A 24034-nucleotide genomic window follows, 5' to 3' on the forward strand; every position below is an offset into this window, starting at 1 on the left:
GCGGCGTGGCGAGGGCAGGAAGCCGGCGCTGCGCAGTAGAAAAGCTTTTTGCGCCGCTTTGGGAACGCCGGCGATGGCTGCCGGCGCGTACCGAATTCGGCGATCCGGTCGCCTCTCAGCGAGACGACCGGATATTTTTCTGACCGGTGCCCACCCGTTTTCGGGCGATCAATCCGTTCCCTTCGGCCCATGCGGCCGCAACTGTCCCGGCGAGATGAAGCCCAAAGGCTGCAGCGACGCCGCATCCTGCTTCATCGTCGCGGCGAGCTGTTCGTAATCGCGCTCCATCTCCGCGGTCACCGAGGCACGTGAATCAACCAGCGCGTCCTCGAAATCGGCCATCGTCACTTGCTTGACGTCGATATTCTTGCGCAGCGCGACCAGGCCCGCGCGGCGGGTCAGATCCTCGAGGTCGGCGCCGGTGAAGCGGTCGGTGCGCGAGGCGATGCGGTCGAGATCGACATCGTCGGCCAGCGGCATCTTCTGCGTCTGGATCGCCAGGATGCGGCGGCGCCCCTTCTCGTCGGGCACGCCGACATAGATCAGCTCGTCGAACCGGCCGGGACGCAGCAGCGCGGGGTCGATCAGATTGGGCCGGTTGGTCGCGCCGATCACGACGACCGACTGCAATTCCTCGAGCCCGTCCATCTCCGCGAGGATCGTGTTGACCACGCGCTCGGTGACTTGCGGCTCGCCCAGGCCACCGCCGCGCGCGGGGACCAGGCTGTCGAGCTCGTCGATGAAGATCACGGTCGGTGCGACCTGGCGTGCGCGCGCGAATAATTTGGCGATCTGCTGCTCGCTCTCACCATACCATTTGCTGAGCAGGTCGGACGATTTGGTCGAGATGAAGTTCGCCTCCGCCTCGCGCGCAACCGCCTTGGCGAGCAGGGTCTTGCCGGTGCCGGGCGGGCCATAGAGCAGGAAGCCCTTGGCCGGACGAATGCCCAGCCGGCGGAACGCGTCGGGGTCCTTGAGCGGCAGCTCGACACCTTCCTTGAGGCGCATCTGCGCGTCGTCGAGCCCGCCGACATCGTCCCAGCGGACGCGCGGCGCCTCGACCATCACTTCGCGCATCGCCGAGGGCTGGACGCGCTTCAACGCGCCGAGGAAGTCCTCGCGCGTCACCGCCAGCGTTTCGAGCACGTCCGCCGGAATGGTGCGGTCCTCGAGGTTGAGGCGCGGCATGATCCGCCGCACCGCCTCGATCGCCGCCTCGCGCGCGAGTGCTGCGAGGTCGGCGCCGACGAAGCCGTAGGTCGTGCGCGCGAGCTCGTCGAGATCGACATGATCGCCGAGCGGCATGCCGCGCGTATGGATGCCCAATATCTCGCGGCGGCCGCGCTCGTCGGGCACGCCGACGACGATCTCGCGGTCGAACCGGCCGGGGCGGCGCAGCGCCTCGTCGACCGCTTCGGGCCGGTTGGTCGCGGCGATCACCACCAGATTGGCGCGCGCTTCCAGCCCGTCCATCAAGGTCAACAGCTGCGCGACCAGGCGCTTCTCGGCCTCACCCGACACGTTACCGCGCTTGGGGGCGATCGAATCGATCTCATCGATGAACACGATCGACGGCGCATTCTTGGCCGCTTCCTCGAACACCTGGCGCAGCTTCGATTCGGACTCGCCATAGGCCGAACCCATGATCTCGGGCCCGTTGATCAGGAAGAATTGCGCGTCGCTTTCGTTCGCGACGGCGCGCGCCAGGCGCGTCTTGCCGGTTCCGGGCGGGCCATGAAGCAGCACGCCCTTGGGCGGTTCGACGCCGAGCCGCTGGAACAGTTCCGGATAGCGCAACGGCAATTCGACCATCTCGCGCAACTGGTCGATCGTGTCGGCCATGCCGCCGATATCGTCATAGGTAACGTCGGCGCGCCGCGCGTCCTTGGGTTCCTCATATTCGGGGCGCAGCTCGATCTCGGTATTCTCGTCGACCAGCACCACGCCCTTGGGAACGGTCGAGATCACCGCGAGGCGGATTTCCTGCAGCGCATAAGCCGGCGCGCGGAGATATTGCGCGACGTTTGGCGGCACGCCTTCGGGGTCGATGCGCTGCTGCCCCGCGGTCGCGACGACGTCGCCGGCGCACAGCGGACGGCCGAAAAAGGTGCGCTTGAGCGCGCCGGTCGATCCCTGCAGGCGCAGATTCTGCTGCGCGGGAGCGAACACGACGCGCGTCGCCGGCTTGGCCTCAGCCTTGCGCACGTCGACATAATCGCCCGACCCGGCGCCGGCATTGGCGCGTTGCAGGCCGTCGATCCGGATCAGTTCGAGCCCCTCATCCTCGGGATAGGGTGCGACCGCGCGCGCCGGGGTGGTCGACTTGCCGACGATTTCGATGATGTCGCCTTCACCGATGCCCAATTGCGCCATCAGCGGACGCGGGATGTGCGCCAGTCCGCGGCCACTATCCTCGGGACGCGCATTGGCGACCTGAAGCTTGCGTTGGGGGGCATCGTCGCCGTCTGCCATGGGGGTCACCTTGTTTCGCGAGCGGAAGAATCGAGAGCGTGTGAGATAGTGACCCGGTTCCCGAAGCGCGAGAGGGCGGCTATCAGGCGGCCGCGAATCGAGACAAAAAAAGGCCGGACCCAAGGGGCCCGGCCGGGAAAGTTTTTAGGAGAGGATGCCTGAAAGGCCTGCTCTATGTGCAGCGCAGCACATTATTGTGCAAGTGCGAAGTGATACCGGTAACATGCATTTTTCGCAATCAACCCTTTCCTTTCACGGAGAGGGGATGATAGCGTTCCAAGCATCGGTATGTGACGCGTTGCACAACTAACAGGGCCAAGGGAGAGAATTTCCATGCGGCGTTTGCCCCCGCTGACCGCGATCGAGGCCTTTATTCAGGTCGCCCGCACCGGGTCGGTCAAGGCTGCCGCGCAGGAACTCGCTTTGTCCGCGCCGGCGCTCAGCCGCCGGATTCAGGCGCTCGAACGCTTCATCGGCAAGCCCTTGTTCGAACGCCGGCACCAGGCGGTGGCGCTCAACAGCGACGGCGAACGGCTGCTGCAGCAGATCGCGCCGGTGCTCGACCGGCTGACCGACGCGGTCGAATATATGACCAGCGGGATCGAGGTCCTGCGCCTGCGTTTGGGGGTGTTGCCGCTGTTCGCCTCGCAACGCATCTTCCCGCACCTCGGCGACCTGCGTGCGCGCTATCCGCAGATCCATCTCGATATCGATACGGCGGGACACAATATGGCGCGCGTCGGCGACGGGCTCGACGCCGCGATCGCGCTGGCGCGCGAGCCCGATCCCAGCCTCTATGCCAAGCGGCTCGATACCAACAATGTCTATGTGATCGGCGCGCGGAGCCTGCTCGACGGGCCCGATCCGGTCACGCGCCCCGAACAGATCGAGAAGCTGACCGCGTTGATCCACCGCGACATGCCCGACACGTTCAGCGCCTGGCGCCATGCGGCGGGGCTCGACGAGCTCGAGCCGCTGGCGATCGACCATTTCGATTCGGGCGCGCTGATGCTCGAGGCGGCGGCCCAGGGCCTGGGCATCGCCTTCATGCACGAAAGCCATTTCGACGAGGCGCACGACCCGCGGCTGGTCAAATTGTTCGATATCGAGGTGGCCAGCCCGTACAGTTACTGGTTCGTCTGCCGCCCGCGCGCGATGCAGATGCGCCAGGTCAAATGGTTCCACGACTGGCTGGTCGAGGTCCTCGACGCCTAAGGGCGTCGCGGGCTGTTCAATCCTCTCCCGCCGCACCTCGTCATCCCCGCGAAAGCGGGGATGACGGAAGGTGGCGAGGAGCGGCTGTTGGTTGCGCTTACTCGGCGCGGGCCTTGAGGATCTTGCCGGGGTTCGCCGGCGGCTCGCCCTTGGGCAGCGCGTCGATAAGCTCCATGCCCTCGGTGACTTCGCCCCATACGGTGTATTGGCCGTCGAGGAAGCGCGCGTCGTCGAAGCAGATGAAGAACTGACTGTTGGCCGAATTGGGATCCATCGTCCGCGCCATCGACGCAACGCCGCGGACATGCGGCTCACGCGAGAATTCGGCCGGCAGGTTCGGCTTGTCCGATCCGTGCATGCCGGTGCCGGTCGGGTCGCCGCCCTGCGCCATGAAGCCGGGGATCACGCGGTGGAATACGACGCCGTCGTAAAAGCCTTCATTGGCCAGCTCGGCGATGCGGTCGACATGTTGCGGCGCGAGATCCGGGCGAAGCTTGATGACGACGTCGCCGCTGTCCAGCGTCAAAGTCAGTGTCTCGGGGGTATCGGCCATCATTTTGCTCCATGAATCGGGGAATTTGCGCCCGCCCTAAACTGCTCGGTGGGTGCTGGCAAACCGCGCGGAAACCGCGTACGGCCCCCGATATGGATATGCCGGTGCCCGAAAAAAGGTCAGACGATGAGCGAGACCGATCTGGCGCCCACCGACGGCGCCACCGAACTCGATAACGTCGCGGATCAGCTGGACGAGGACGACCGGCTGAAACCCGAATTCGTGCGCGCGGTGCTCGACGCGGTCGAGGCCGGCGACAATGACGCGGCGCGCGCGCTGGTCGAGCCGCTCCACCCCGCCGACATCGCCGATCTGTTCGAGCTGGCGCCGCACGAGGATCGCGGGCCGCTCGCCAAGGCACTGACCGACCTGCTCGATGCCGACGTGTTCGCCGAGATGAACGATTATGTCCGCGAGGATTTGATCGACAGCCTCGCGCCGCAGCAGGTCGCCGACATCGCGTCGGAGCTCGATACTGACGACGCCGTCGCGATCATCGAGGACATGGAGCCGGCGGATCAGCGCGAAGTGCTCCGAGCGCTCGATCCCGACGACCGCGCCGCGATCGAGGAAGCTTTATCCTTCCCCGAGGAATCGGCCGGCCGCTTGATGCAGCGCGAGCTGATCGCGGTGCCCGAACATTGGACGGTCGGCGACGCGATCGATTATTTGCGCAGCCAGGAGGAACTGACCACCGATTTCTGGGAAATCTTCGTGGTCGATCCCGGGCACAAGCCGATCGGCACCTGCTCGCTGTCGTGGATCCTGCGCGCGCCGCGCTCGGTCGCGATCGCCGACGTGATGAAGCGCGAACAGACGTTGATCCCGGTCGACATGGACCAGGAAGAAGTCGCGCTGCGCTTCCAGAAATACGCGCTGATCTCGGCCGCGGTGGTCGATGCCGCTGGGCGGCTGGTCGGCATGATCACGGTCGACGACGTCGTCCACATTATCCAGGAAGAAGCCGGCGAGGACACGCTGCGCCTGGCCGGCGCCGGCGATGGCGACATCAACGAACCGATCGCGATGACGGTCCGGACCCGGCTGATGTGGCTGCTGATCAACCTGCCCACCGCAATGCTCGCGGCTTGGGTGGTCAGCCTGTTCGATGCCGAGATCGCCAAGTTCGCGGTGCTCTCGGCGCTGATGGGGATCGTCTCGGGCATGGGCGGCAATGCCGGCACCCAGACCCTGGCGGTGGTGGTGCGTGCGATCGCGACCAATCAGCTGACCGATTCGAACACCGCGCGGATGATCTGGCGCGAATTCCGCATCGCCGTATCGAACGGCGCCGCGCTCGGCGTGCTGATCGGGATCGGCACCTATTTCATCTTCGGACGCGGCGATCTGGCGGCGGTGTTCGGGCTGGCGATCCTGATCAACAATATGGTTGCCGGCCTGGCGGGGGTGTTCGTGCCGGTGACGCTCGACCGCTTCCGGATCGACCCGGCGATCTCGTCGTCGGTGTTCGTGACGATGTTCACCGATTGCATGGGCTTTTTCTCTTTCCTCGGCCTCGCCTTCTTGTGGGGCCTGGGCCGGTAACCCAGATCGACGGAGTGCCGCTTCATCTGACCAAGGTCGCGTTCGGCGTGGCGAGCCTGGAGGCGTTCGTCGCGCGCTGGGCGGCGCGCGAGGGCGATCCGCCCTACGAACTCGGCACGCGCTATCTACCCAAGCGCTGGGAAGAGATTGCCGGGCAGGGATCTTTATTCTGGATCCTCAAGCACCAGCTCGTCGCGCGCTCGCCGATCGTCGGATTCGGCGAACTGCCCGGCGGCCGTACCGCGATCAGGCTCGATCCGCGCCTGGTCCTGGTCGAAGCACGGCCAAAGCGAGCGCACCAGGGCTGGCGCTATCTCGAAGATACGAGCGCGCCGCGCGACCTTGGTGCAGGTGGCGAAGGGGTAGGTGAACTACCGGCCGATATGGTGGGCAAGCTGGCTGAGCTGGGTTTGCTTTAGGTTGGGGACTCACATTCCTGTCGTCATCCCCGCGGAATCCTCCCGTTACTCCAGCGCACCCTCCCGTCACCCCAGCGAAAGAACATCGGGTTGAGCATGCCCCGCATGCTCAAGGATCGTCCGGGGGACGATCCGACCCGATGTTGGTCTCTGGCGGTGACGCGATGCCGCTTGAGATCCCAGCTTTCGCTGGGATGACGAATTTTGGAAAATCGGCCCGACCGATTGGCCGCGGACGGTGCATTTCGGATTGCCGGTGACCGCGATCAGGCCAAGGCCCTTGTTGGTTAGGTCGGCGAGATAGCGTGCGCTTGCCCGCGTTTCGCCCGCGCCTTCGAGCGTGACGATGATCTCGCCCGCGTCGAGCGCCATCGCCGCGATCGAGCCGCCGCCATTGGTCGAGAACCGCGCCCGCGCGGTGCGTCCGGCGAGGGCGACATTGCCGTTGCCGATCACGGTGACCACGACGTCGTCGGCATCGACGCCGCGCGCGTCGATTGTCCCTGCGCCAGTGATCTGGACGTCGAGCCGCGCCGTACGCAGCCTACCGTTGAGCGCCAGCTTGGCGCCGCCGACCACGGTCGCGCCGCGCACCGCCGGCGTGCGCAGAATGATCACCGGCGGCGGGCCGCTTGCTTTGCCTCGTTCGCCCCAGCCCTGGCTGCCTTTGCGGACGGTCAGCGTGCCGCCGTTGACCGAGATGTCGAGGTCGCCGAGTGCCCGGTCGTCGCCCGACGCGCTGGCCGCGGCGCCGCCGCCGGTGCCGACTTCGACCTGCACCGAATATGGGCCATCCACCCGCACGCGGTCGAAATTGGTGACGACATAGCTGCGGTCGGCGGCATGCGCCGGCGTGGCGAGCGCGATCAGCGCGAAAGCGAGAGAGCGGCGGAGCATGGATGCGAGCATCGCACCGCCCCGCCGCTTTATGCAAGCTGGGTTAGAGTCTTTGCAGCCTTTCCGTCACGGTGCCGCAACCGGTTCAGCCTTGCTGAACCCAAATCAGCTGCAGCTGACGTCGCCCGAGCCCATCTTGGATGTGGTGCATTTGGCGCCGCCGGTGAGCGTGACGTCGCCCGAGCCCATCACGTTGACATTCGCCGCGCCGTTGACCGCCGCGGAGACGCCGCCCGAGCCCATGACATTGACGCTGGCCTGGCCGAGCGACAATTTGGGCGCGGTGATGTCGCCCGATCCGGTGACCGAGAAGGATCCGGTCCTGGCGCTGCCAGCGGTGCCCAGGCTGCCCGACCCGGTGACCGACAGCGCGACTGCCTGGACGCTGAGCGATCCGATATTGAGGTCGCCCGACCCGGTCGCGCTGGCCTGGAACTTCTCGCCATCGATATGGTCGACCGCCATGTCGCCCGACCCGGTGGTGCTCGCCGCGGTCATGCGCGGCATGGTGATGTAGATCTTGGCGCCCTTACGCTCGCCGCCCCAACTGAAGCTGCGCTCCTTGCGGCGAACCCTCAGCGTGTCGCCTTCCTTCACGATCTCGAGCTTGTCGAGGATCTTGGGATCGCCCTCCGCACGAACCGAAAAGCCCGAGCCGACACGGACATCGACATCGTCGGGCCCGGCGGCATCGACGCCGGTGAAGCCGTCGACCGCGAAGGTGCGGTTGCCGCCGGCGCCGCTGGGCGGCGTGCCTTCCGACCGGGCCGTGCCCGAACAGGCGGCGAGCGGAAGCAAAGCGAGCAGCATGTAGCGGTTCATGAGATCCTCCATTGTGTGTTGTCTACGTAACACACTACGGATGGGGCCGCAACGAAAAAGGGCGGCCCCAAAGGACCGCCCTATTTTATCAACGACTTGACCCGGGATTACGCCGGAATCTTGTCCTTGTTATGGATCGCCGCGGCCTTGCGCAGGATGTCGAGGATCTTCTCCAGCGCACCCTTTTCGTCGGTCTCTTCCATCGCCGCGAGCTCGCGGGCGAGGCGGGATGCGGCGGCCTCGAAGATCTGGCGCTCCGAATAGCTCTGCTCAGGCTGGTCTTCGGCACGGAACAGGTCGCGGACCACTTCGGCGATCGACACGAGGTCGCCCGAATTGATCTTCGCTTCATATTCCTGCGCGCGGCGCGACCACATGGTGCGCTTGACCTTGGGCTTGCCCTTGAGCGTGTCGAGCGCCTCGCGGAGCGTCTTGTCCGAGGACAGCTTGCGCATGCCGACACTCTCGGCCTTGTTGGTCGGCACACGGAGCGTCATGCGCTCTTTCTCGAACCGGAGCACGTACAGCTCCAGCGTCATGCCGGCGATTTCCTGTTTGAGAAGTTCAACGACACGGCCGACGCCGTGCTTGGGGTAAACAACGTAATCACCGACGTCGAAGGACAGCGCCTTGGCAGCCATGTAACTTCAACCTTTCACTTGGAATGTCGCCCGAATAAACGCACGACGCCCGGACATGGCGCCGGCAGGGGCTTGATTGGATGTGTGTGTCTCCACACGAGAGACTCGGAAAGGGGCTCTCGTCCTGACCTATTTAACATAGCCGTAATAAAATTACCAGCCCGACGTCGTTTTCATCCGACGGAGCATCCCCCGAAATGGGTACGGCCCCGTCCCATTGCTGGGCGAGGCCGCTTTGATCTCGATCAACTTTGCTGGCGCGCTCAGTCGCCCTGGCCGGCCTCGGGCGAGAAATACTTGTCGTATTTGCCGTCTTCGCCCTTGTGCTCGTCGGCATCGGCGGGGGTCTGGTCGTTCTTGCGCGTGACGTTGGGCCATTGGCTGCTGAACGTGTTGTTGAGCTCGAGCCACTTTTCCAGGCCGTTCTCGGTATCGGGCAGGATAGCCTCGGCCGGGCATTCGGGTTCGCATACGCCGCAGTCGATGCATTCGCTCGGATTGATGACGAGCATGTTCTCGCCTTCGTAGAAGCAGTCGACCGGACACACCTCGACGCAGTCCATATACTTGCAGCGGATGCAGGCGTCGGTCACGACGTAGGTCATTTCTGGCTCCCCAGGAGTACGATTTGGGCCGTGCTATGCGCGTGTCCCGCGCCCGTCAATCGATCGCGGCTTTCTGCGAGACGTTTTTAAGTTGCGGGCGCGCTGCCGGCCTGGAGATCCTGATAGCAACGCTGCGCCTCGGAAGGCGGGCCGCGGCGAATCGGCAGCGCTTCGATCCGGATGGTGCGGACCTCGCCGCGATGGGTGGCGAAGGTCAGGATGTTGCCCGGGCGCACCGGTGCCGCGGCGCGATCGGTCGGGCGACCGTCGATCCGCATATGCCCCTCCTCGGCAAGGCGTTGCGCGAAGCTTCGCGTCTTCACGATCCGCGCGAACCACAGGAACTTGTCGAGACGCATCGTCGGTCCGTTACCGGGAAGCTGCTCAGCCATCGAGCATCCCGGCGAGCGCGGCGAAGGCGTTGTCGCGCGGCGGTGCCTTGGGCTTGGCGTTGGGCGTCAGGCCCTGCCACATCCAGCGCGGCTTGCCGTCGTCGCCCGGCCGCGCGGCGCGAAAGCCGAGTTGCGCCATCAGCCGCGCCAGCGTGTCGGGCTGGATCCCCATTGAGGTCGCGAGCGCCGCGTCGGGCGCGAACGGCGCGCGTCCCTTGCGCGAATCGTGCGCAGCGCGCGCGATGCGTTCGACCAGGTCGATCCGCACTGCCTGCTGGCCGAGCGGGCGGAAGCCGAAGGGCAAGTCGGCGCCCGGCGCGTTGCGCGGCAACACGGTGGCGCCGTCGCGCGGGCCCTCGCCGAGCCGCATCAGCATCCGCCGCCAGCGCGCTGGACCCGGCTTGAGCAAGGCCGGCGCGAACAGGTCAAGCGTACCGATCGTCACGCCCATCTTGTGCAACTTCTTTCGCGCGAGCGGGTCGAGCGCCTCGACCTGCACGCCGATCGCGCGCCGCGGCAACAATCCGCCGGCATCGAGCAGCGCCCCCGCGACCGCGCGCAGCGGCGCACCGGCGGCGGCATCGCGCAGGCAGGCGTCGAGCGCGCCGAATACCGGCAAATGCCGCGCCAGCTGCTCTGCGACCCAGCGGTCGAGCCGTGCTTGCACAGCCTTGCGTACCGCAGGATCGAGCGCTTCGACCGGACGATCCAGCAGGACGCGCGGCTGGGCGAGATTGGCGCCAGCGGTCAATTCGGCCACGCCGACGCCGCGCCATTCGATCCGGGGGAAGGACAGAGAGAGCTCGTCGTCACCCGAGTCAGCCAGTTCGCGACCGCGCTTCGCCAGCTCGGCACCGAGCCTTTTCTCCGCCGCCGCGAGCAGCAGGCGCTTGTCTGCATGCCGCGCGTCGGCGGCGACGGTGAAGCGGAAGCCTTCCAGCGTGCCGATCGGATGATCCTCGACCAGCACTTCGCCTTCCTCACCGATCACCACCGGCAGCGCGCCGGCATCCTTGCCGATCTGGCGCAGCAATGCGGTCGTGCGCTTGTCGACGAAGCGCTGGGTCAGCGATGCGTGGAGCGCGTCGGACAGGCGCTCTTCGACCGCCGCGGTGCGCGCCGCCCAATGCGCCGGGTCGGCCAGCCAATCGCTGCGATGCGCGATATAGGCCCAGGTGCGGATCGCCGCGATTCGCCCCGCGATCGTCTCGACATCGCCGGTGACATCGTCGAGCCGCGCGACCTGATCGGCGAACCAGGGCGCGGCGATATGGCCGTTGCCGGTGCTGAGATCATTATAGAGCTTGGCGACCAGCCGTGCATGCGGATCGACGCCGAGCTTGCGGAAATCGGGCACGCCGCATGCCGCCCATAACCGTGCGACCTGGCCCGGCGATCGCGCGCGGTCTCGGACGGCATCGTCCTCGGTCAGCCGCTTGAGCACCGCGAGATCGGTCGCGACCGGTGCCGCGCGCAGCACCCGATTGTCGGGTTTGGCTTCCAGGCTGGCGATCAGCGCATCGACTGAATCGCAATCGGGCTCGCCATCGCGCCAATAGAGGAAATCGAGCCGGGGAAAATGATGGTGCTCGATCGCGTGGATTTCCTCGGGCGTGAACGCACCGGGGCCGTCGGCGGTCAGCGCGCCGAACGTCCCGTCGCGCTGATGCCGCCCGGCGCGCCCGGCGATCTGCGCCATCTCGCTCACCGTCAGCCGGCGCTGGCGATAGCCGTCGAACTTGGTCAGGCTGGCGAAGGCGACATGGTTGACGTCCATGTTGAGGCCCATGCCGATCGCGTCGGTCGCGACGAGATAATCGACCTCGCTGGCCTGGAACATCGCGACCTGGGCGTTGCGGGTGCGCGGGGACAAGGCGCCCATCACCACCGCGGCGCCGCCGCGAAGACGGCGGATCATCTCGGCGACGGCATAGACTTCCTCGGCGCTGAACGCGACGATCACCGAGCGCTTGGGCAGCCGCGACAGCTTGCGCGCGCCGGCATAGGACAGAGTCGAGAAACGCGGGCGGTTGACGATCTCGGCGTCGGGGACCAGCGCCTTGACCATCGGCCGCAACGTCTCCGAGCCAAGGATCATCGTCTCCTCGCGGCCGCGCGCGCGCAACAGACGGTCGGTGAAGACATGGCCGCGCTCGGGATCGGCGCCGAGTTGCGCCTCGTCGAGCGCGACGAATGCCAAGTCACGCGCGCCTTTGTTGTCGGCTCCGGCCAACAGGCCTCCGCCGATCGGCATGCTCTCGGCGGTGCACAGGAACCAGCGCGCGTCGGGCGGAACGATACGCTCCTCGCCGGTGATCAGCGCGACCTGCTTGGCGCCCTTCAATTTGACGACGCGATCATAGACTTCGCGCGCGAGCAATCGCAGCGGGAAGCCGATCATCCCGCTCGAATGACCGCACATCCGCTCGATCGCGAGATGCGTCTTGCCGGTGTTGGTGGGCCCGAGCACCGCGGTGACCGGGGACGAGAACGCACGCATGACGGCTTATAGATCGGCGCGCCGGGCGATCGACGCAAGCGAGACTTGATTAAGCCATGATAGTCGCGCCCATGGTGCGAGTCCGTAAGTAATCGCCCCTAGGGCAAGTCACCGCGACGAAAAGATCCCGAATTTGCCGGTACTTGAAATAGTTCCGCGTCAAATGGAGTTTGTCCCTCGCGCTGCACGGCTTGCCGCACGGATCGGCGCTTAACGAGGCGGTTAAATTGACTTTAACACCCCATCGGCAGAGTGTTTGGACAGCGCCGGGGGTGGATCGGCGATTACGTAACGGGGACGTTTCGTCGTGTTTCTGCGCAGTGAGCATTATGAGCAATCGGGTGGCGCTGCCCCCAGCTCGACCGGCCGTGCGCTCGTCCTCACCACCGACCTCTCTTTTGTCGACCGGGTGCGTGCCTCCATGGCGCAGGTCGACTGGACGCCCGATCTCGGCGCGCGGATCGGATCGCGCGACTGGTTCCGCGGACTCGCTACCTGCACCGCGCTGGTCGGCGCGTGCTGGGCGCTGTCGCCGGGCATCGGTCAGCCGCTGGTCGCTGCATCCGCTTTGCCGCTCAAGGGCAAGGCGTGGGAAAATGCCCGTGCGCAATCGATCGCGCCACTCGCCTTGGGTGCCGATACCGGTCAGCGCATGGCGGCGACCGATCTGGTGCGGCCGCTGGCCGAAACCCCCGATCGCCCGACCCAGGCCTTTGCATCGGCGATGAGTGACGGCGACAGCCTGGCAACGCTGCTGCGCCGCGCCGGCGCCGCCAAGACCGATATCGCCCGCGTTGCCGATCTGGTCGCGGGCGCGCTGCCGCTCGACAATATCCGCCCTGGAACGCGGTTCGAAGGCGTGCTCGGCCGCCGTGCCAAGAAAAGCGATCCGCGCCCGCTCGAACAATTGAGCTTCCAGCCGGCATTCGATTTCCGCCTGACGATCAAGCGCACCGCCAACGGCCTGACGATGAATCGCCAGGCGATCGCGGTCGACGACACGCCGCTGCGTATCCAGGGCCTGGCCGGATCGAGCCTGTACAAATCGATGCGCGCCGCCGGCGTGCCCTCGACCGTTGCCGCCGATTACATCAAGGCGATCGCGACGCGGATCTCGATCGGCGGCGATGTCGCGTCGGACGACACCTGGGACGTCATGCTATCGCAGCGCCGCGCCGCGACCGGCGAGGTCGAACTCGGCAAGATCCTGTTCGCCGGGCTCGATATGGGTCGCCGCAAGGTCCAACTGGTCAAGTGGAGCCGCAACGCCGACGAGGACGAGGATGGCGGCAACGGCCATGGCGATTGGTACGACGCCAGCGGTCAGACCGAGCGCCAGGGTTTCATGGGCCTGCCGGTCGCGGGCCGGATCAGCTCGTCCTTCGGCATGCGGATGCACCCGATCCTCGGCTATTACCGGATGCACAAGGGCATCGACATCGCCTGCGCTTATGGTTCGCCGGTTTATGCGGTATTCGACGGCATTGTGAATTGGGCCGGCTACAAAGGCGGCTATGGCAGCTTCGTCGGCATTCAGGCGCAGGGTAGCGGGGTCGGCACCGGTTATGGCCATTTGAGCCGGGTGCTGGTGCGCAACGGCCAGCATGTTCAGCGCGGCCAGATCGTCGCTTATTCGGGCAATTCGGGACTATCGACCGGCCCGCATCTGCATTTCGAAGTCTATCGCAGCGGCCAGGTGGTCAATCCGCGCGGCTTCTCCTTCTCGAGCGTCGCCGCGCTGACCGGCGCCGCCTTGCGCGCGTTCAAGTCGCACGTGTCGGAATTGCTGTCGGTCCATCCGGGTACGCCGCGCAAGTCCAGCTGACGCGATAAGTCTCGCTCCTGGGTAAGCAGGGGCTCAAAATTACAAGTGATTCCGTTGGTAACTCCCGCCTCCTGATTTCGCAGGATCAGGCGACCGTTTTCGTGTGCGCCCGATCAGCGGCCCTGCGAGCGCCAGCGGCGAATGGTGCGGCCGATGATCTGATCCTCGCCGCCGGTCTCGCGCCACAACGTGGAGAAGGTCGGATCGTCCGACGCCGGGCGTTTGTTGGCCTCCAGCCCGTCGAACGCGACGCGGATCGGGATGGCGACGCCTTCGCCGCAGATGATGCACTCGCGGTTGCGCAGCGCGGGGATCGCGTCGAGGAACCCGCGCGCGCCTTCGGGCATCGCCGCGCGGACGAACGCCTGGTCGCGATCGTTGTTGAGGCGCATCGAGATGATCGTGCCGCATTGCGACAGCACGCCTTCGGCCAGATCCGACGGACGTTGCGTGATCAGACCCAGGCTGACGCCGTATTTGCGGCCTTCCTTGGCGATGCGGCTGAGGATCTTGCCGACCGACGATCCGTCGGCGTTGCGCTCGTTGGGGATGTAGCGGTGCGCCTCCTCGCAGACGAGCAGGATCGGGCGCCGCGCTTCGTTGCGCGACCAGATCGCGAAGTCGAACACCATGCGCGACAGGACAGCGACCACCACCGAGGTGATTTCGCTCGGCACGCCCGACACGTCGATGATCGAGATCGGCTTGCCGTCGCCGGGCAGGCGGAACACGCGGCTGATGAAGTCCTGCATCGTGTCGGCGACGAGCATGCCGGAGAACATGAAGCTGTAACGCGGATCGGCCTTGATCTCATCGATCTTGGTCTTGATCCGGAGATAGGGCGCGGTGTCGCCGGCGCGGTCCATCTTGCCCATTTCGAGCTGGATCAAATTGGTCAGGTCGCTGAGCAGGTACGGCACCGGGGCGTCGACCGTCAGCTTGCTGATCTCCTGCCCCAGCCGCCCCTTGGCGCGCGCGGCGAGCAGGCACTTGGCCAGGATGTCGGCGTCGATCTGCCGTTCGGAGTTGGACGTCGTCAGGAACACTTCGCAATGTTCCTCGAAATTCATCAGCCAATACGGCATCTGCAGGTTCGACACGTCGTAGATCGCGCCGGTGGTCTGGAACGCCGCCGCATATTCGCCGTGCGGATCGACCATCACGATATGACCCTGCGGCGCGAGCTCGCAGATCTTGTGCAGGATCAACGCGGCGCTGGTCGATTTACCGGTACCGGTCGATCCGAGCAGCGCGAAATGCTTGCCCAGCATCGCGTCGACATAGAGCGAGGCGCGGATGTCCTTGGTCGGATAGACCGTGCCGATCTCGATATTGGCGCGGTCGTCGGCGGCGTAGATCTGCCTGAGGTCGGCGGTCGATACCGGAAACACCGCGGCGCCCGGGGCGGGATAGCGCGTGACGCCACGACGGAATTTGTAGAGCTTGCCGGTCAGTCGTTCCTCATCGCCTTCGCCGAGAAAGTCGATCAGCGCCAGGATGCCGGCCTCGACCAGGCGCAGCGAGCGGATATTGGCGATCATCCAGCAGGCGCCGACGCGAATCTTGACCTGCGCACCGACCGAGCCGGCCGATGCCAGCACGGAATCGGGATCGGCGGCATAGCTGGCAATGGCATCGGGATCGAACAGCACCTGCCCCCCCGAACCGGCGATCTCGATCAGCCCACCAATCTCTCTGCCGAGGCTCGGAGCGGGGGTCGGCGCGGCGGTGTCATCGGCCGTCGTCCGCGCGAATGCGCTACCCCCCAGCATTTCGGTCATCGGAATCCCCTGGTCATTCCGAGTCGCTATGGCACGTCAGGGGTAAATATTGAGTTTGCTATCGCTGACCGGCTCGGGCGAACCCTTCTCGAGGTCATGCCGAACCCGTTCCGACATCCACCGTGCAGCAAGCGCCACACCGGAACGAAAGCGCGCGTTCCCCCTCTCCCGCCTGCGGGAGAGGGAGGGGCCCGCCGCGAAGCGGTGGGAGGGTGAGGGTCTTCTTTCTTCTTCTGTTTCGACACACGCCTGGAAGAAGAAAGAAGACCCTCACCCAACCCTCTCCCGTAAACGGGAGAGGGCAGATACGACTTCTTGCGAGGGTTTCGGCACGGGGATATCAAACCCGCCGCGCGATATACCCCGCGCCCCAGCCGAACAGCACCGACAGCGCCACCGCGACCAGCCCATAGGCGATCGAACTGCGCTGCGCCGACCGCGCCACGAACCGTTCGAACCCCGATTTGCGGATGTCGATATCCCTGGTCGCGACCGCCAATATGTGCCGGTCGCGGATCAGGAAGGTCTCCGCGGTGAACCGGCCGACCGGCACGCGCGCCGGAATATTGACGCGCGCACGGTACAGCACGCCGTCACTGATCTCGACCGCATTGGGCTGCTCGTAATAGAGACCCGACCGGCGCTTGAGGTCGACCAGCCCGCGCGCGAAGCGGTCCTGCTCGTCCTGCGGCGCACTCGACGCCGGGGACAATTGCAGGCTGTCGAGCCCGAGTTCGTAGATCGCGCGCGTGCGGCCATCGACCACCTGATCGATCGGGCGCGACGACACCATGCCGTAGAAACTCGGCGCCGAGCGATAGCGCAGCCGCGACGCATTGACCCAGATGCCGGCGATCTTTTCCTTTTCGCGCACCAGGATCGATTGGGTCGGCCCCTTCACCACCACAACAATGTCGGTCGGCGCATCGTCGTCGGGCAGCCGCCCGCCGGGATAGAGGATTGCGCCGAACAGCAGCAGATCCGCGCCGGTGAACGAATAAGCGATCTCGATCTGGCGCTGCGAGACGTCGGGGACCAGCACCGGTTTCGATACCGGCTTGGCCTGCCCCATTAGCGGTGGCGCGATCAGCAGAGCGAGCGCGGCACGCGCCTTCAAGATAGCTCTACCGAATAGATTTCATCCGGCCGCCAACCCAATCCGATCGCGATACGCAACCCGACCAGCAGGACCAGCACAGCAAGCGCCAGGCGGAGATATTCGGGCTTCACCCGCGCGGCGAAGCGCGCGCCGAGCTGTGCGCCGGTCACCGACCCGATCAACAGCAGCACCGCCAGCACGATATCGACCGCCTTGGTCGTGGTGGCATGGACCATCGTCGCCCAGGCAGTGACGAACAGGGTCTGGAACAGGCTGGTGCCGACCACGACCTGCGTCGCCATGCCGAGCAAGTAGATCATCGCCGGGACCAGGATGAAGCCGCCGCCGACGCCGAGCAGGATAGTCAGGATGCCGACCCCGAAGCCGAGCAGCAACGGCGCGAGCGGTGAGACGTAGAGCCCCGAGCGATAGAAGCGCATCCTGAGCGGCAGGGCCGCGACCAACGGATGGTGGCGCCGCTTGCGTGCCGGCGGGGGCGCTCCGCCGCGCGCGGCGAGGATGTACTGGATCGATTCCCTGGCCATGGTCGAGCCGATCCAGCCGAGCATCAGCACATAGATGACCGCGATCACCGTATCGATCTGCCCGGTCCGCTGGAGAATGCGGAAGATCCACGCGCCGACTCCCGACCCGACGAACCCGCCGGCGACCATCAGCCCGCCCATCTGGAAATCGACCCCGCGCCGCTGCAGATGCGCGAACACGCCGGAGACGCTCGCCCCGGTCACCTGGCTCGCTGACGAGGCAGCGGCGACGGTCGGCGGGATGCCGTAGATGATCAGCAACGGCGTGGTCAGAAACCCGCCGCCAACCCCGAACATCCCCGACAACAGCCCGACGAACAGCCCGAGCGTGACGATCACCAGCGCATTGACCGACATGTTGGCGATGGGGAGATAGAGATCCACGGGGCTACGTTAGACGCAGGTTGTGGCGGGTGGAAGGCGGTTGGGCGTTAGGAGGGTGCGTTCGGCTAATGGTCGTTGGCGGCCCCGCAGGTTTCACCCGGCCGGACCGCCAAGGCGGAGATGAGGGTGGAAGGCGCAGGATAGCGGCGAACGGCCCTATTCCTTGCTGCCCTCCGGCTGATCCTCGGTTGCAACCGCGCCTGGCGCGGCCGCCGCACCCGAGAGCATGCCGTTGAGGCTGCCCCCGCCAATCCCCAATTCCGCCATCAGCCCGTCGATCAGCGGGCCGCCGACCCGGTAGCGCATGGCCGCGGCAACCGCGGAATCGGCAAGGTTTCCGGGGCTGCCAGCACCGTCCGAAGCACCCGGATCTCCGTGCAGGCCGCGCGCGTCGAGGATCGAAATCTTGTCGATCTGCTCCATAGGCTTGCTCGCTGCTGCGATGATCCCGGGCAGCGCCTCCAGCATCGCCTTGCGAACCAGCAGGGCTGTTTGCGAATCGTTGAGTATGTTGGTGGCTTCGTTGAGCGCGGTCTGACCCGCAGCATCGACCTTGAACGCTGCCTCCCGGCCCTCGGCACGCGCCTTTTCGGCATCGGCCTCGGCTTCGGCCTCGGTGCGTAAAGCGGCAGCGCGGGATTCAGCGGCCTCCTTCTCGGCCGTAGCGGCGACGGTGATCTGGACCGCCTCTTCCTGCGCGCGCTTGGTGGCCGCGATCACCGCGACATTCTTTTCGCGATTGGCGATCTCGGTCGCCTTCGCGGTCAGGACGCTTTCCTCGGCACGCACCGCCAGCGCGCGCGCTTCGTTGGCCGCGGCGGTCGCGGTCGATTCCTCCTCGGATTTCTGCGCGGTCTGCACCGCGGTGGTGATGCGCGCGATCTCGATGGTGCGGTCGCGCTCGATCGTCGCGGTCTGCACCGCCCCGTCGCGGGCGATGGTTGCCGTCTGGATCACCTTGTCGGCCTCGGTCTGCGCGACCGTCTGCGCCTGCTCGGCATTGATCCGGGCGATTTCGGCCAGCCGGGTCTGTTCGGCTTCGGCAGTGGCGATCGCGGTCGCCTGCTCCGCCCGGCGGGCGGCCAGTGTCTGTTCCTGCGTCAGGCGCGCCTGCTCGGCCTCCTGCGCGATCGCCAGCGACTGGTTGTTCGCATCGAGGTTGCGTTGCTCGATCTCGACGCGGTTGGTCGCGACGATATCATTGCGGATCTTCTTGCGCTCCTCGATCGTGCGGGTGAGCACGGTCAGGCCCTCGGCGTCGAACGCGTTGTTCTCGTTGAAATGCTCGAACGCGGTCTGATCGAAATGGGTGATGCTGACCGATTCCAGCTGAAAGCCATTCATGTCCAGATCGGTCATCAGCGCTTCCTGGACCTTCTGGATGAAGTCGGCGCGGTTGGCGTGCAGATGCTCCATCGTCATCGTCGCCGCGACCGAGCGCAGCGCCGAGACGAGCTTGCCGTCAAGCAGCGACTTCACCGCATCGGGACTGTTGACCGATTCGCCGAGCGTCTGCGCCGCGGCGGCGATCGACTGCGCATCGGGCTTTACCTTGATGTGGAAAAGCCCGACGACGTCGACGCGCAATTTGTCGAGCGTGATCAGCGCATCCTTGTTGAGGCGCGAAACTTCGAGCTTCACGGTGGTCAGCCGGACTTGCATCAATTCGTGCAGCACGGGGATCACCATGATGCCGCCGTTCAGCACCACCTTCTCGCCGCCAAAGCCGGTGCGGATCAGCGCGATGTCCTTCGTGGCGCGGCGATACAGGCGAGTGAGGATGATCCCCATCACGACGAGCGCGAGGAGCGCGATACCGGCATAAATCAGGACGTTCAGCAGCGATGCGGACAAAAGACCCTCCCCCAAATTTGAAATTTCTAGCGTTCAGATTGGCCGGAACGGCGTGCTGATGTCCGGAATGGCGAAGAACACCGCCCCTTGCTTGCCAACCAACAGGGCGCTTTCGCCCTGCGCGATCACGTCGGCGTCGTCATGCGGCTCGACCATGACGTAATGCGCCTGGCCGAACTGATCGACGACCTTCGCGCGCGCCGGATGCCCGCGCGACGCCGCACCTTCCAGCACGGTACCGCGGTGCCGCAGCAAGTCTTCGGCATTGATGACCGAAGACTCATAGGACGGAAAGATTCGCGCCAGGCCAGCGGACACAAACGCATTCGCGACGCCGGCGATCACCAGCGCCGCAGCGCTCGCGATGCCCCAGTGCAGCGGGCTTCCGATCAGGAGCGTGGCGATCTGCTGGATGGCGACGCCGGCGACACTGAAGCAACATAGCAACGACGTCAGCCAAATCAGGATCGGCAAGTCGCGCCCGAACCCCAGCCAGTCGAGCAGACCCGGCCCAGCCTCGGCACCGCTGGCATCCAAATGCGAACCCAGGTCGAGATGCCCCAGACCCAGCCCCACTCCCTCGATGATGCCGATGCCCAGCATGACCACGAAGGAGACCGCGAACGGCGCATAATCCGTAGTTAAAAGAAGGCTGAACACCCGTCGATCATATCGGAATTCATTTGGAAGAATATAGTAAAGTTCCGCCATCTTGGAGCTGAGCGGACGTATGTTTTCGGGTGCCGAGACAGTCCAACTATAGGACAGCAGCCAGGCGCATAGCAGCGACCATCTTCTAATCGTCCGAGCGGTGACTAGCTGCTTTCGGACATCCGCATGAGAGAGCAGACGGTTGCGCCTGGCCAAGCAAACTATCCATCCGTGCCAGCGGCGCTCACGGACTGGAGACTGGCTGCTGCCAGGAAGCTCAACCGGATAGCTGCCTTATCAGTAGGTTACGGTGACGATGATGGTGTCGCTGTAACTGCCCGCGGGTACATTTTGGCTGGAGCGGATCCGGCCGTAGACCGTCATCGTCTGATCGACACTGAGCAGTGCCGTAAAATTCCGGGTTATGCGGAACGAGCCTCCCGAGCCGTTTCCTAGAATTTGGGTTCGGGCCGCGTCGGTATAAAGATTATAGTCAAGGACGGACGCACCATTGTGCAGGGCGCGCTGGGTGTAGGTTCCGGATGAGCCGGTGCTGAGATCGACCGTGAACGATCCGGCCAGTGCAACGAGCAGCGTGCAGTGGACCTGTATGTTGCCGGTGGAATCGGTGGGCGACGCGTTGACGACGGTGTACGTGCCGAAACTCACGCCGGTCGCGGTGACGGTGCAGCTGCAGGCGGACAGCGGGGCGCACGCCGCCTTTGCCGGTGATGGAACAAGCAGCAATGTGCCCGCCAGCATCGCCATCAGAACGATCAGGTACCGCGGGGTCATGGCGCGCTCACGGGATTGCCGCACCGTAACGGCCCGAGGCGCGGCAGCACGTCATCCTCGGGCAATCCGCCAAGCCTGACTCGACATGGGCCCTGCCGGGTCTCGAACTCGATGATCATGTCCCGCCGTGCTTCGCGCACGAAGATTTCGCCGCCATAGCCGACGAATGCCGTCTCGCCGGTATCGGTCCGCACCGTGGTGCCGGCATCGACCGGCGCGCCGTCGAGTGCCTGAAGCAAGATCGTCGCGGGGTGATCCCGTTCGATCGCGAAGCGCGCAATGACCGCTCCGCGATACCGCGGCACGATCATGAGCGTGTCGCTCGACATGTGCGCGTCGATCGGGATGTCGCCGGGTGCGATCGCGATCCGGTTCTGCTCATAAGCGCGCAGATCCGGTATGATCGCACGACCCCGGGCGTCGGTGCGGGCGACGAGGCGGTTTTCCTGGTAGATGCGGACATCCGCCAGGCCGGGCACGTCGATGACGCCCAGCGCATCCTCCACGCGCCGGGTGGCGTAGGGGCGGCCGCCAGCGAAAAGCAATCCGCCGCTGGCGAGCATCCTGACGCCGGCGCTCCCCTCGACGCGCGCGGCCTCGACCCTGATTTCGCCCGGATCGCCGCGCCAGCTGAGCTCGGCCTGCTGGCGGTCGCTTTCGCCGGCACCCGCCGTCAACCGATAGCCCCAGCCTCCTTCGGCGGGCGGCGTCCTGCGTATTTCGGCGAGAACATTGCGGGTGTCCGCTTGCACATAGCCGCTGCTGCGCGGCCCGAAGGGAATGGTGAAACCCGCGCCGACCGTGGTTTGCGTGGCGGACCCCCGGGTCGCGCTGCGGAGCGCGAAAACGCTCAGATAGCCGCGATCCCTGATTCCGATGCTGTAATTGGCCGAGGCGAGCCGGGTGCGGTTACGATCGGCATATTCGAGATCGGTATAGACGATGCCAAAATTGCCGCGGCGTCCCAGCGAGACGCTGCCCGAGGCCTGTAACTGACCCGTTATGCGTTCCGCGTCGCGATGGATGCCTAGCTGGTCGAACTGGCGCGACGCACGCTGATAGCTCACCGCCAGGCTCCATCCTGGCGTGATCCGGCTGAAGAAGATGCGGTAGAGCGCTCCTTGGCCGTCCTCTCCCCGCGAAACTGCACCGGCAATTCCGAACTCGCCGATAGCGGGCCAGACGATATTGGCGCCGCCGCCGATCATCTGGACATCGCCGCTCACTTCCGTGCGGCTTTCAAGGGTCAGCCAGTCGGTGACTCCGCGGCGATAGGATCCGGCCGCGAAGGGGTTGGCATAGCTGAAATTCCTGATCCCGTAATCCCGGCGCTCGGCACCCGCCTCGAGGGACCAGGCGCTCAGACCCCGCCTGAGCAGGCGCGAACTGATATAATAAGAAGACGTCACCCGGCGTTCCACGCCAAGCGCATCGCGGATGACGAGTGTCACGTCGCCCGCGCCGTTTACCAGAGGTACCTGATTGATCGAGAAGGGCCCCGGCGCAACGTCGGCCTGGAAGCGCCGCGCGTTATTCACCAGCAACTCGACATTCGAAGGGATCGCCGTCCGGCCGGTAAAAGCGGGAGTGGAGAAAGTGATGAGATTGGGTTGCAAGCTGAAGTCTGTACCAAGCCGGACGCCGCCGAAGCGTATCTGGCGCGACCAGTCGCGTGCGTCGGTGACGGTATCGCCGACGATCAGGCGGACCAGCGTATCGGGATCGTCGCGCAGGAAATAGCTGTCGAAACGCGTGACCCGGCTCGACCCCGTTTGCTGGCCGACCGCCATGGTGGTCGCGAGCAGGCCCCAATCGTCCGATATTCCGGCTTCCAGGAAGGCTGCTGCCTGTACCTTGTGATCGTATTGGACGGACAGATCGTAATTGAGAAACGCCGCGAAGGCGCTCTTTGTCGGTCGTACGCGCGTGGCCGGCACCGAGACATTGCTGGAATCGAAAAGTTCGGCGGAAATGATCAATGCGATACGTTGACCGGCCGGGTCGAAGTGCAGCGTCATGCCGGCAATGGCGGTCAGCTGAACGAAAGCTTCGTTCTCGATCACGGTCGTCGCAGCCGGGGATAGCCTGACCCCCCAGCGCGCCAGATCGGAGGGGCGGACGAAGAAATCGTCGCCGCGCCGTGCCACCAGATATTCACCCTCCGCCACGCCGTTAATGGTGATCGCGACAAACAGCAGGTCGAACCGATCCGGGCGCTGCTGCCCCGCCGGTGGGTCCGGAGCGGCAGACTGTGCGCCTGCGGCGGTCGCGTCGGCAATTAGGCAGAGCGCCGCCATGATGGTCCTAGGGACGGCCGGTTTCATGGGGAGCCGCCTCGGCGACGAGATCGGCGGCCAGATTACCTTGATCCGTCACAGCGCTCAGTTTGAGGGACTCGCCGGCGCGAACCGGCGCGTCGACATCGAGCATGATCTGCCGCGACGCGCCGGGCAGCAGATAAACCGACATGTCGCCGGCGCCCAGCTTCGCACCGTTCCGCCCGGCCAGTGCGAGCCGGTTGATCTGGACGTGAGCAGTGCCCTGGTTGCGGATCTCGACCATCACCTTGCGGGCTCCCGCCGTCCAGGCGCGCCAGGAGAGGCGACCGATCGGGTTGGGCGCTGGCACGAAGATCGGAATGCTTATCCGCAACAAGGTTCGCACTTGCCCGGGCCCATTCGGACGCAAACCCGGCACTTCTTCCAGAATGACGCGATAGCTCTTCTCGACCGTGCCGGGGCTGGTGCGCAAGCCGAAGCGCGCAATCTGTTCGCCCTGGCCCGCAATCTCGAACAGGCCCGGATTGGCGAGAACGTCCCGGGTTTCCTCGAACTTGTCCTCGCCATCCACCTGGCGCCAGGAAAAGACGCGCAGCTGGATGCGGGCAGTCTCGGCGCTGCCGTTCTGGATCGTCATCGTCTGCACCGGCTCTTTCGGGGTCAGGACGATACGGACGGGATATACTTTGAGCGAGGAAGCCTGCGCCGCCAATGGCAGCAGCAATATCGCAACGATGGCGGCTCCGGCGCGCATCGGTTC

Annotated in this window: 20 protein-coding genes; 4 read left to right on the plus strand and 16 right to left on the minus strand. The window is 65.4% G+C overall.

Translation table 11 applies throughout. From position 1 onward, the window contains the following. Nucleotides 1-168: 168 nt before the first annotated feature. Nucleotides 169-2472 (minus strand): CDC48 family AAA ATPase, encoded by a 2304-nt coding sequence (locus tag AC1DSD_RS19715; RefSeq protein ID WP_478032463.1) that lies wholly within the window; start codon nucleotides 2470-2472, stop codon nucleotides 169-171. A 333-nt stretch (nucleotides 2473-2805) separates the two neighbouring features. On the opposite strand from AC1DSD_RS19715, the gene AC1DSD_RS19720 reads away from it, so the two are divergent. Beyond that, entirely contained in the window at nucleotides 2806-3687 is an 882-nt protein-coding gene (locus AC1DSD_RS19720; RefSeq protein WP_478032464.1) for a LysR substrate-binding domain-containing protein, read from the plus strand. A 97-nt stretch (nucleotides 3688-3784) separates the two neighbouring features. Here the strand turns inward: AC1DSD_RS19720 and AC1DSD_RS19725 are convergent, their stop codons facing one another. After that, nucleotides 3785-4240 (minus strand): peptidylprolyl isomerase, encoded by a 456-nt coding sequence (locus AC1DSD_RS19725; RefSeq protein WP_478032465.1) that lies wholly within the window; start codon nucleotides 4238-4240, stop codon nucleotides 3785-3787. A 126-nt stretch (nucleotides 4241-4366) separates the two neighbouring features. Here AC1DSD_RS19725 and mgtE point away from each other — a divergent pair, with 126 nt between their 5' ends. Both mgtE and AC1DSD_RS19735 read left to right on the plus strand, forming a co-directional pair. Next, the gene (gene mgtE, locus AC1DSD_RS19730; RefSeq protein ID WP_478032467.1) at nucleotides 4367-5785 is read left to right on the plus strand and encodes a magnesium transporter; all 1419 of its coding nucleotides are present in this window, start codon (nucleotides 4367-4369) and stop codon (nucleotides 5783-5785) included. A gap of 14 nt (nucleotides 5786-5799) precedes the next feature. Beyond that, nucleotides 5800-6204, plus strand: a complete 405-nt coding sequence (locus AC1DSD_RS19735; RefSeq protein ID WP_478032468.1) for a DUF1489 family protein — start codon at nucleotides 5800-5802, stop codon at nucleotides 6202-6204. 66 nt (nucleotides 6205-6270) lie between these two features. Here AC1DSD_RS19735 and AC1DSD_RS19740 read toward each other — a convergent pair whose 3' ends face one another. From AC1DSD_RS19740 to AC1DSD_RS19765, 6 genes are all read right to left on the minus strand, one after another. Continuing rightward, nucleotides 6271-7101 carry a GIN domain-containing protein gene (locus tag AC1DSD_RS19740; protein WP_478032469.1) on the minus strand — a complete coding sequence of 277 codons (831 nt, stop codon included), beginning with the start codon at nucleotides 7099-7101 and terminating at the stop codon, nucleotides 6271-6273. Nucleotides 7102-7206: 105 nt separating this feature from the next. Further along, nucleotides 7207-7923: a head GIN domain-containing protein gene (locus AC1DSD_RS19745; RefSeq protein ID WP_478032470.1), complete on the minus strand. Its 717-nt coding sequence runs from the start codon at nucleotides 7921-7923 to the stop codon at nucleotides 7207-7209. Between the two features lie 107 nt (nucleotides 7924-8030). Further along, the gene (locus AC1DSD_RS19750) at nucleotides 8031-8564 is read right to left on the minus strand and encodes a CarD family transcriptional regulator (RefSeq protein WP_066813023.1); all 534 of its coding nucleotides are present in this window, start codon (nucleotides 8562-8564) and stop codon (nucleotides 8031-8033) included. Nucleotides 8565-8827: 263 nt separating this feature from the next. Beyond that, the gene (gene fdxA, locus AC1DSD_RS19755; RefSeq protein ID WP_478032472.1) at nucleotides 8828-9169 is read right to left on the minus strand and encodes a ferredoxin FdxA; all 342 of its coding nucleotides are present in this window, start codon (nucleotides 9167-9169) and stop codon (nucleotides 8828-8830) included. Between the two features lie 86 nt (nucleotides 9170-9255). Then, entirely contained in the window at nucleotides 9256-9561 is a 306-nt protein-coding gene (locus AC1DSD_RS19760; protein ID WP_478032473.1) for an RNA-binding S4 domain-containing protein, read from the minus strand. Next, nucleotides 9554-12061, minus strand: a complete 2508-nt coding sequence (locus tag AC1DSD_RS19765) for a helicase-related protein (protein WP_478032474.1) — start codon at nucleotides 12059-12061, stop codon at nucleotides 9554-9556. Before AC1DSD_RS19765 ends, AC1DSD_RS19760 begins: the two co-directional genes overlap by 8 nt. A 307-nt stretch (nucleotides 12062-12368) precedes the next feature. Between AC1DSD_RS19765 and AC1DSD_RS19770 the strand changes: the two genes are divergently transcribed. Then, nucleotides 12369-13886 (plus strand): peptidoglycan DD-metalloendopeptidase family protein, encoded by a 1518-nt coding sequence (locus tag AC1DSD_RS19770; protein WP_478032476.1) that lies wholly within the window; start codon nucleotides 12369-12371, stop codon nucleotides 13884-13886. A 113-nt stretch (nucleotides 13887-13999) separates the two neighbouring features. On the opposite strand, the gene AC1DSD_RS19775 is transcribed toward AC1DSD_RS19770, so the two are convergent. The 8 genes from AC1DSD_RS19775 to AC1DSD_RS19810 form a co-directional block, all read right to left on the minus strand. Continuing rightward, on the minus strand, nucleotides 14000-15667 hold the full coding sequence (locus tag AC1DSD_RS19775) for a helicase HerA domain-containing protein (protein WP_478032477.1): 1668 nt from the start codon (nucleotides 15665-15667) through the stop codon (nucleotides 14000-14002). A 340-nt stretch (nucleotides 15668-16007) separates the two neighbouring features. Then, nucleotides 16008-16739 (minus strand): TIGR02186 family protein, encoded by a 732-nt coding sequence (locus tag AC1DSD_RS19780; RefSeq protein ID WP_478032549.1) that lies wholly within the window; start codon nucleotides 16737-16739, stop codon nucleotides 16008-16010. A 41-nt stretch (nucleotides 16740-16780) separates the two neighbouring features. Further along, the gene (locus AC1DSD_RS19785; RefSeq protein WP_478032478.1) at nucleotides 16781-17695 is read right to left on the minus strand and encodes a sulfite exporter TauE/SafE family protein; all 915 of its coding nucleotides are present in this window, start codon (nucleotides 17693-17695) and stop codon (nucleotides 16781-16783) included. A gap of 156 nt (nucleotides 17696-17851) precedes the next feature. Then, nucleotides 17852-19549 (minus strand): flotillin family protein, encoded by a 1698-nt coding sequence (locus tag AC1DSD_RS19790; protein WP_478032479.1) that lies wholly within the window; start codon nucleotides 19547-19549, stop codon nucleotides 17852-17854. Nucleotides 19550-19582: 33 nt separating this feature from the next. Beyond that, nucleotides 19583-20209 carry an OB-fold-containig protein gene (locus AC1DSD_RS19795; protein ID WP_478032480.1) on the minus strand — a complete coding sequence of 209 codons (627 nt, stop codon included), beginning with the start codon at nucleotides 20207-20209 and terminating at the stop codon, nucleotides 19583-19585. 288 nt (nucleotides 20210-20497) lie between these two features. Beyond that, entirely contained in the window at nucleotides 20498-20995 is a 498-nt protein-coding gene (locus tag AC1DSD_RS19800; RefSeq protein WP_478032481.1) for a Csu type fimbrial protein, read from the minus strand. Next, on the minus strand, nucleotides 20992-23319 hold the full coding sequence (locus AC1DSD_RS19805; RefSeq protein ID WP_478032482.1) for a fimbria/pilus outer membrane usher protein: 2328 nt from the start codon (nucleotides 23317-23319) through the stop codon (nucleotides 20992-20994). Before AC1DSD_RS19805 ends, AC1DSD_RS19800 begins: the two co-directional genes overlap by 4 nt. Beyond that, nucleotides 23300-24028 carry a fimbrial biogenesis chaperone gene (locus tag AC1DSD_RS19810; RefSeq protein ID WP_478032484.1) on the minus strand — a complete coding sequence of 243 codons (729 nt, stop codon included), beginning with the start codon at nucleotides 24026-24028 and terminating at the stop codon, nucleotides 23300-23302. The genes AC1DSD_RS19805 and AC1DSD_RS19810 overlap by 20 nt, the downstream gene beginning before the upstream one ends. Nucleotides 24029-24034 lie beyond the last annotated feature (6 nt).

This window comes from Sphingomonas sp. P4_D12, from assembly GCF_056401895.1.

Coding starts and splice junctions, on each gene's coding strand:
- AC1DSD_RS19775 (WP_478032477.1), bottom strand. CDS start 15,667: ATGACCGAAATGCTGGGGGGTAGCGCATTCGCGCGGACGACGGCCGAT.
- AC1DSD_RS19800 (WP_478032481.1), bottom strand. CDS start 20,995: ATGACCCCGCGGTACCTGATCGTTCTGATGGCGATGCTGGCGGGCACA.
- fdxA (WP_478032472.1), bottom strand. CDS start 9,169: ATGACCTACGTCGTGACCGACGCCTGCATCCGCTGCAAGTATATGGAC.
- AC1DSD_RS19745 (WP_478032470.1), bottom strand. CDS start 7,923: ATGAACCGCTACATGCTGCTCGCTTTGCTTCCGCTCGCCGCCTGTTCG.
- AC1DSD_RS19805 (WP_478032482.1), bottom strand. CDS start 23,319: ATGAAACCGGCCGTCCCTAGGACCATCATGGCGGCGCTCTGCCTAATT.
- AC1DSD_RS19720 (WP_478032464.1), top strand. CDS start 2,806: ATGCGGCGTTTGCCCCCGCTGACCGCGATCGAGGCCTTTATTCAGGTC.
- mgtE (WP_478032467.1), top strand. CDS start 4,367: ATGAGCGAGACCGATCTGGCGCCCACCGACGGCGCCACCGAACTCGAT.
- AC1DSD_RS19765 (WP_478032474.1), bottom strand. CDS start 12,061: ATGCGTGCGTTCTCGTCCCCGGTCACCGCGGTGCTCGGGCCCACCAAC.
- AC1DSD_RS19750 (WP_066813023.1), bottom strand. CDS start 8,564: ATGGCTGCCAAGGCGCTGTCCTTCGACGTCGGTGATTACGTTGTTTAC.
- AC1DSD_RS19725 (WP_478032465.1), bottom strand. CDS start 4,240: ATGGCCGATACCCCCGAGACACTGACTTTGACGCTGGACAGCGGCGAC.
- AC1DSD_RS19715 (WP_478032463.1), bottom strand. CDS start 2,472: ATGGCAGACGGCGACGATGCCCCCCAACGCAAGCTTCAGGTCGCCAAT.
- AC1DSD_RS19780 (WP_478032549.1), bottom strand. CDS start 16,739: ATGGGGCAGGCCAAGCCGGTATCGAAACCGGTGCTGGTCCCCGACGTC.
- AC1DSD_RS19810 (WP_478032484.1), bottom strand. CDS start 24,028: ATGCGCGCCGGAGCCGCCATCGTTGCGATATTGCTGCTGCCATTGGCG.
- AC1DSD_RS19740 (WP_478032469.1), bottom strand. CDS start 7,101: ATGCTCCGCCGCTCTCTCGCTTTCGCGCTGATCGCGCTCGCCACGCCG.
- AC1DSD_RS19760 (WP_478032473.1), bottom strand. CDS start 9,561: ATGGCTGAGCAGCTTCCCGGTAACGGACCGACGATGCGTCTCGACAAG.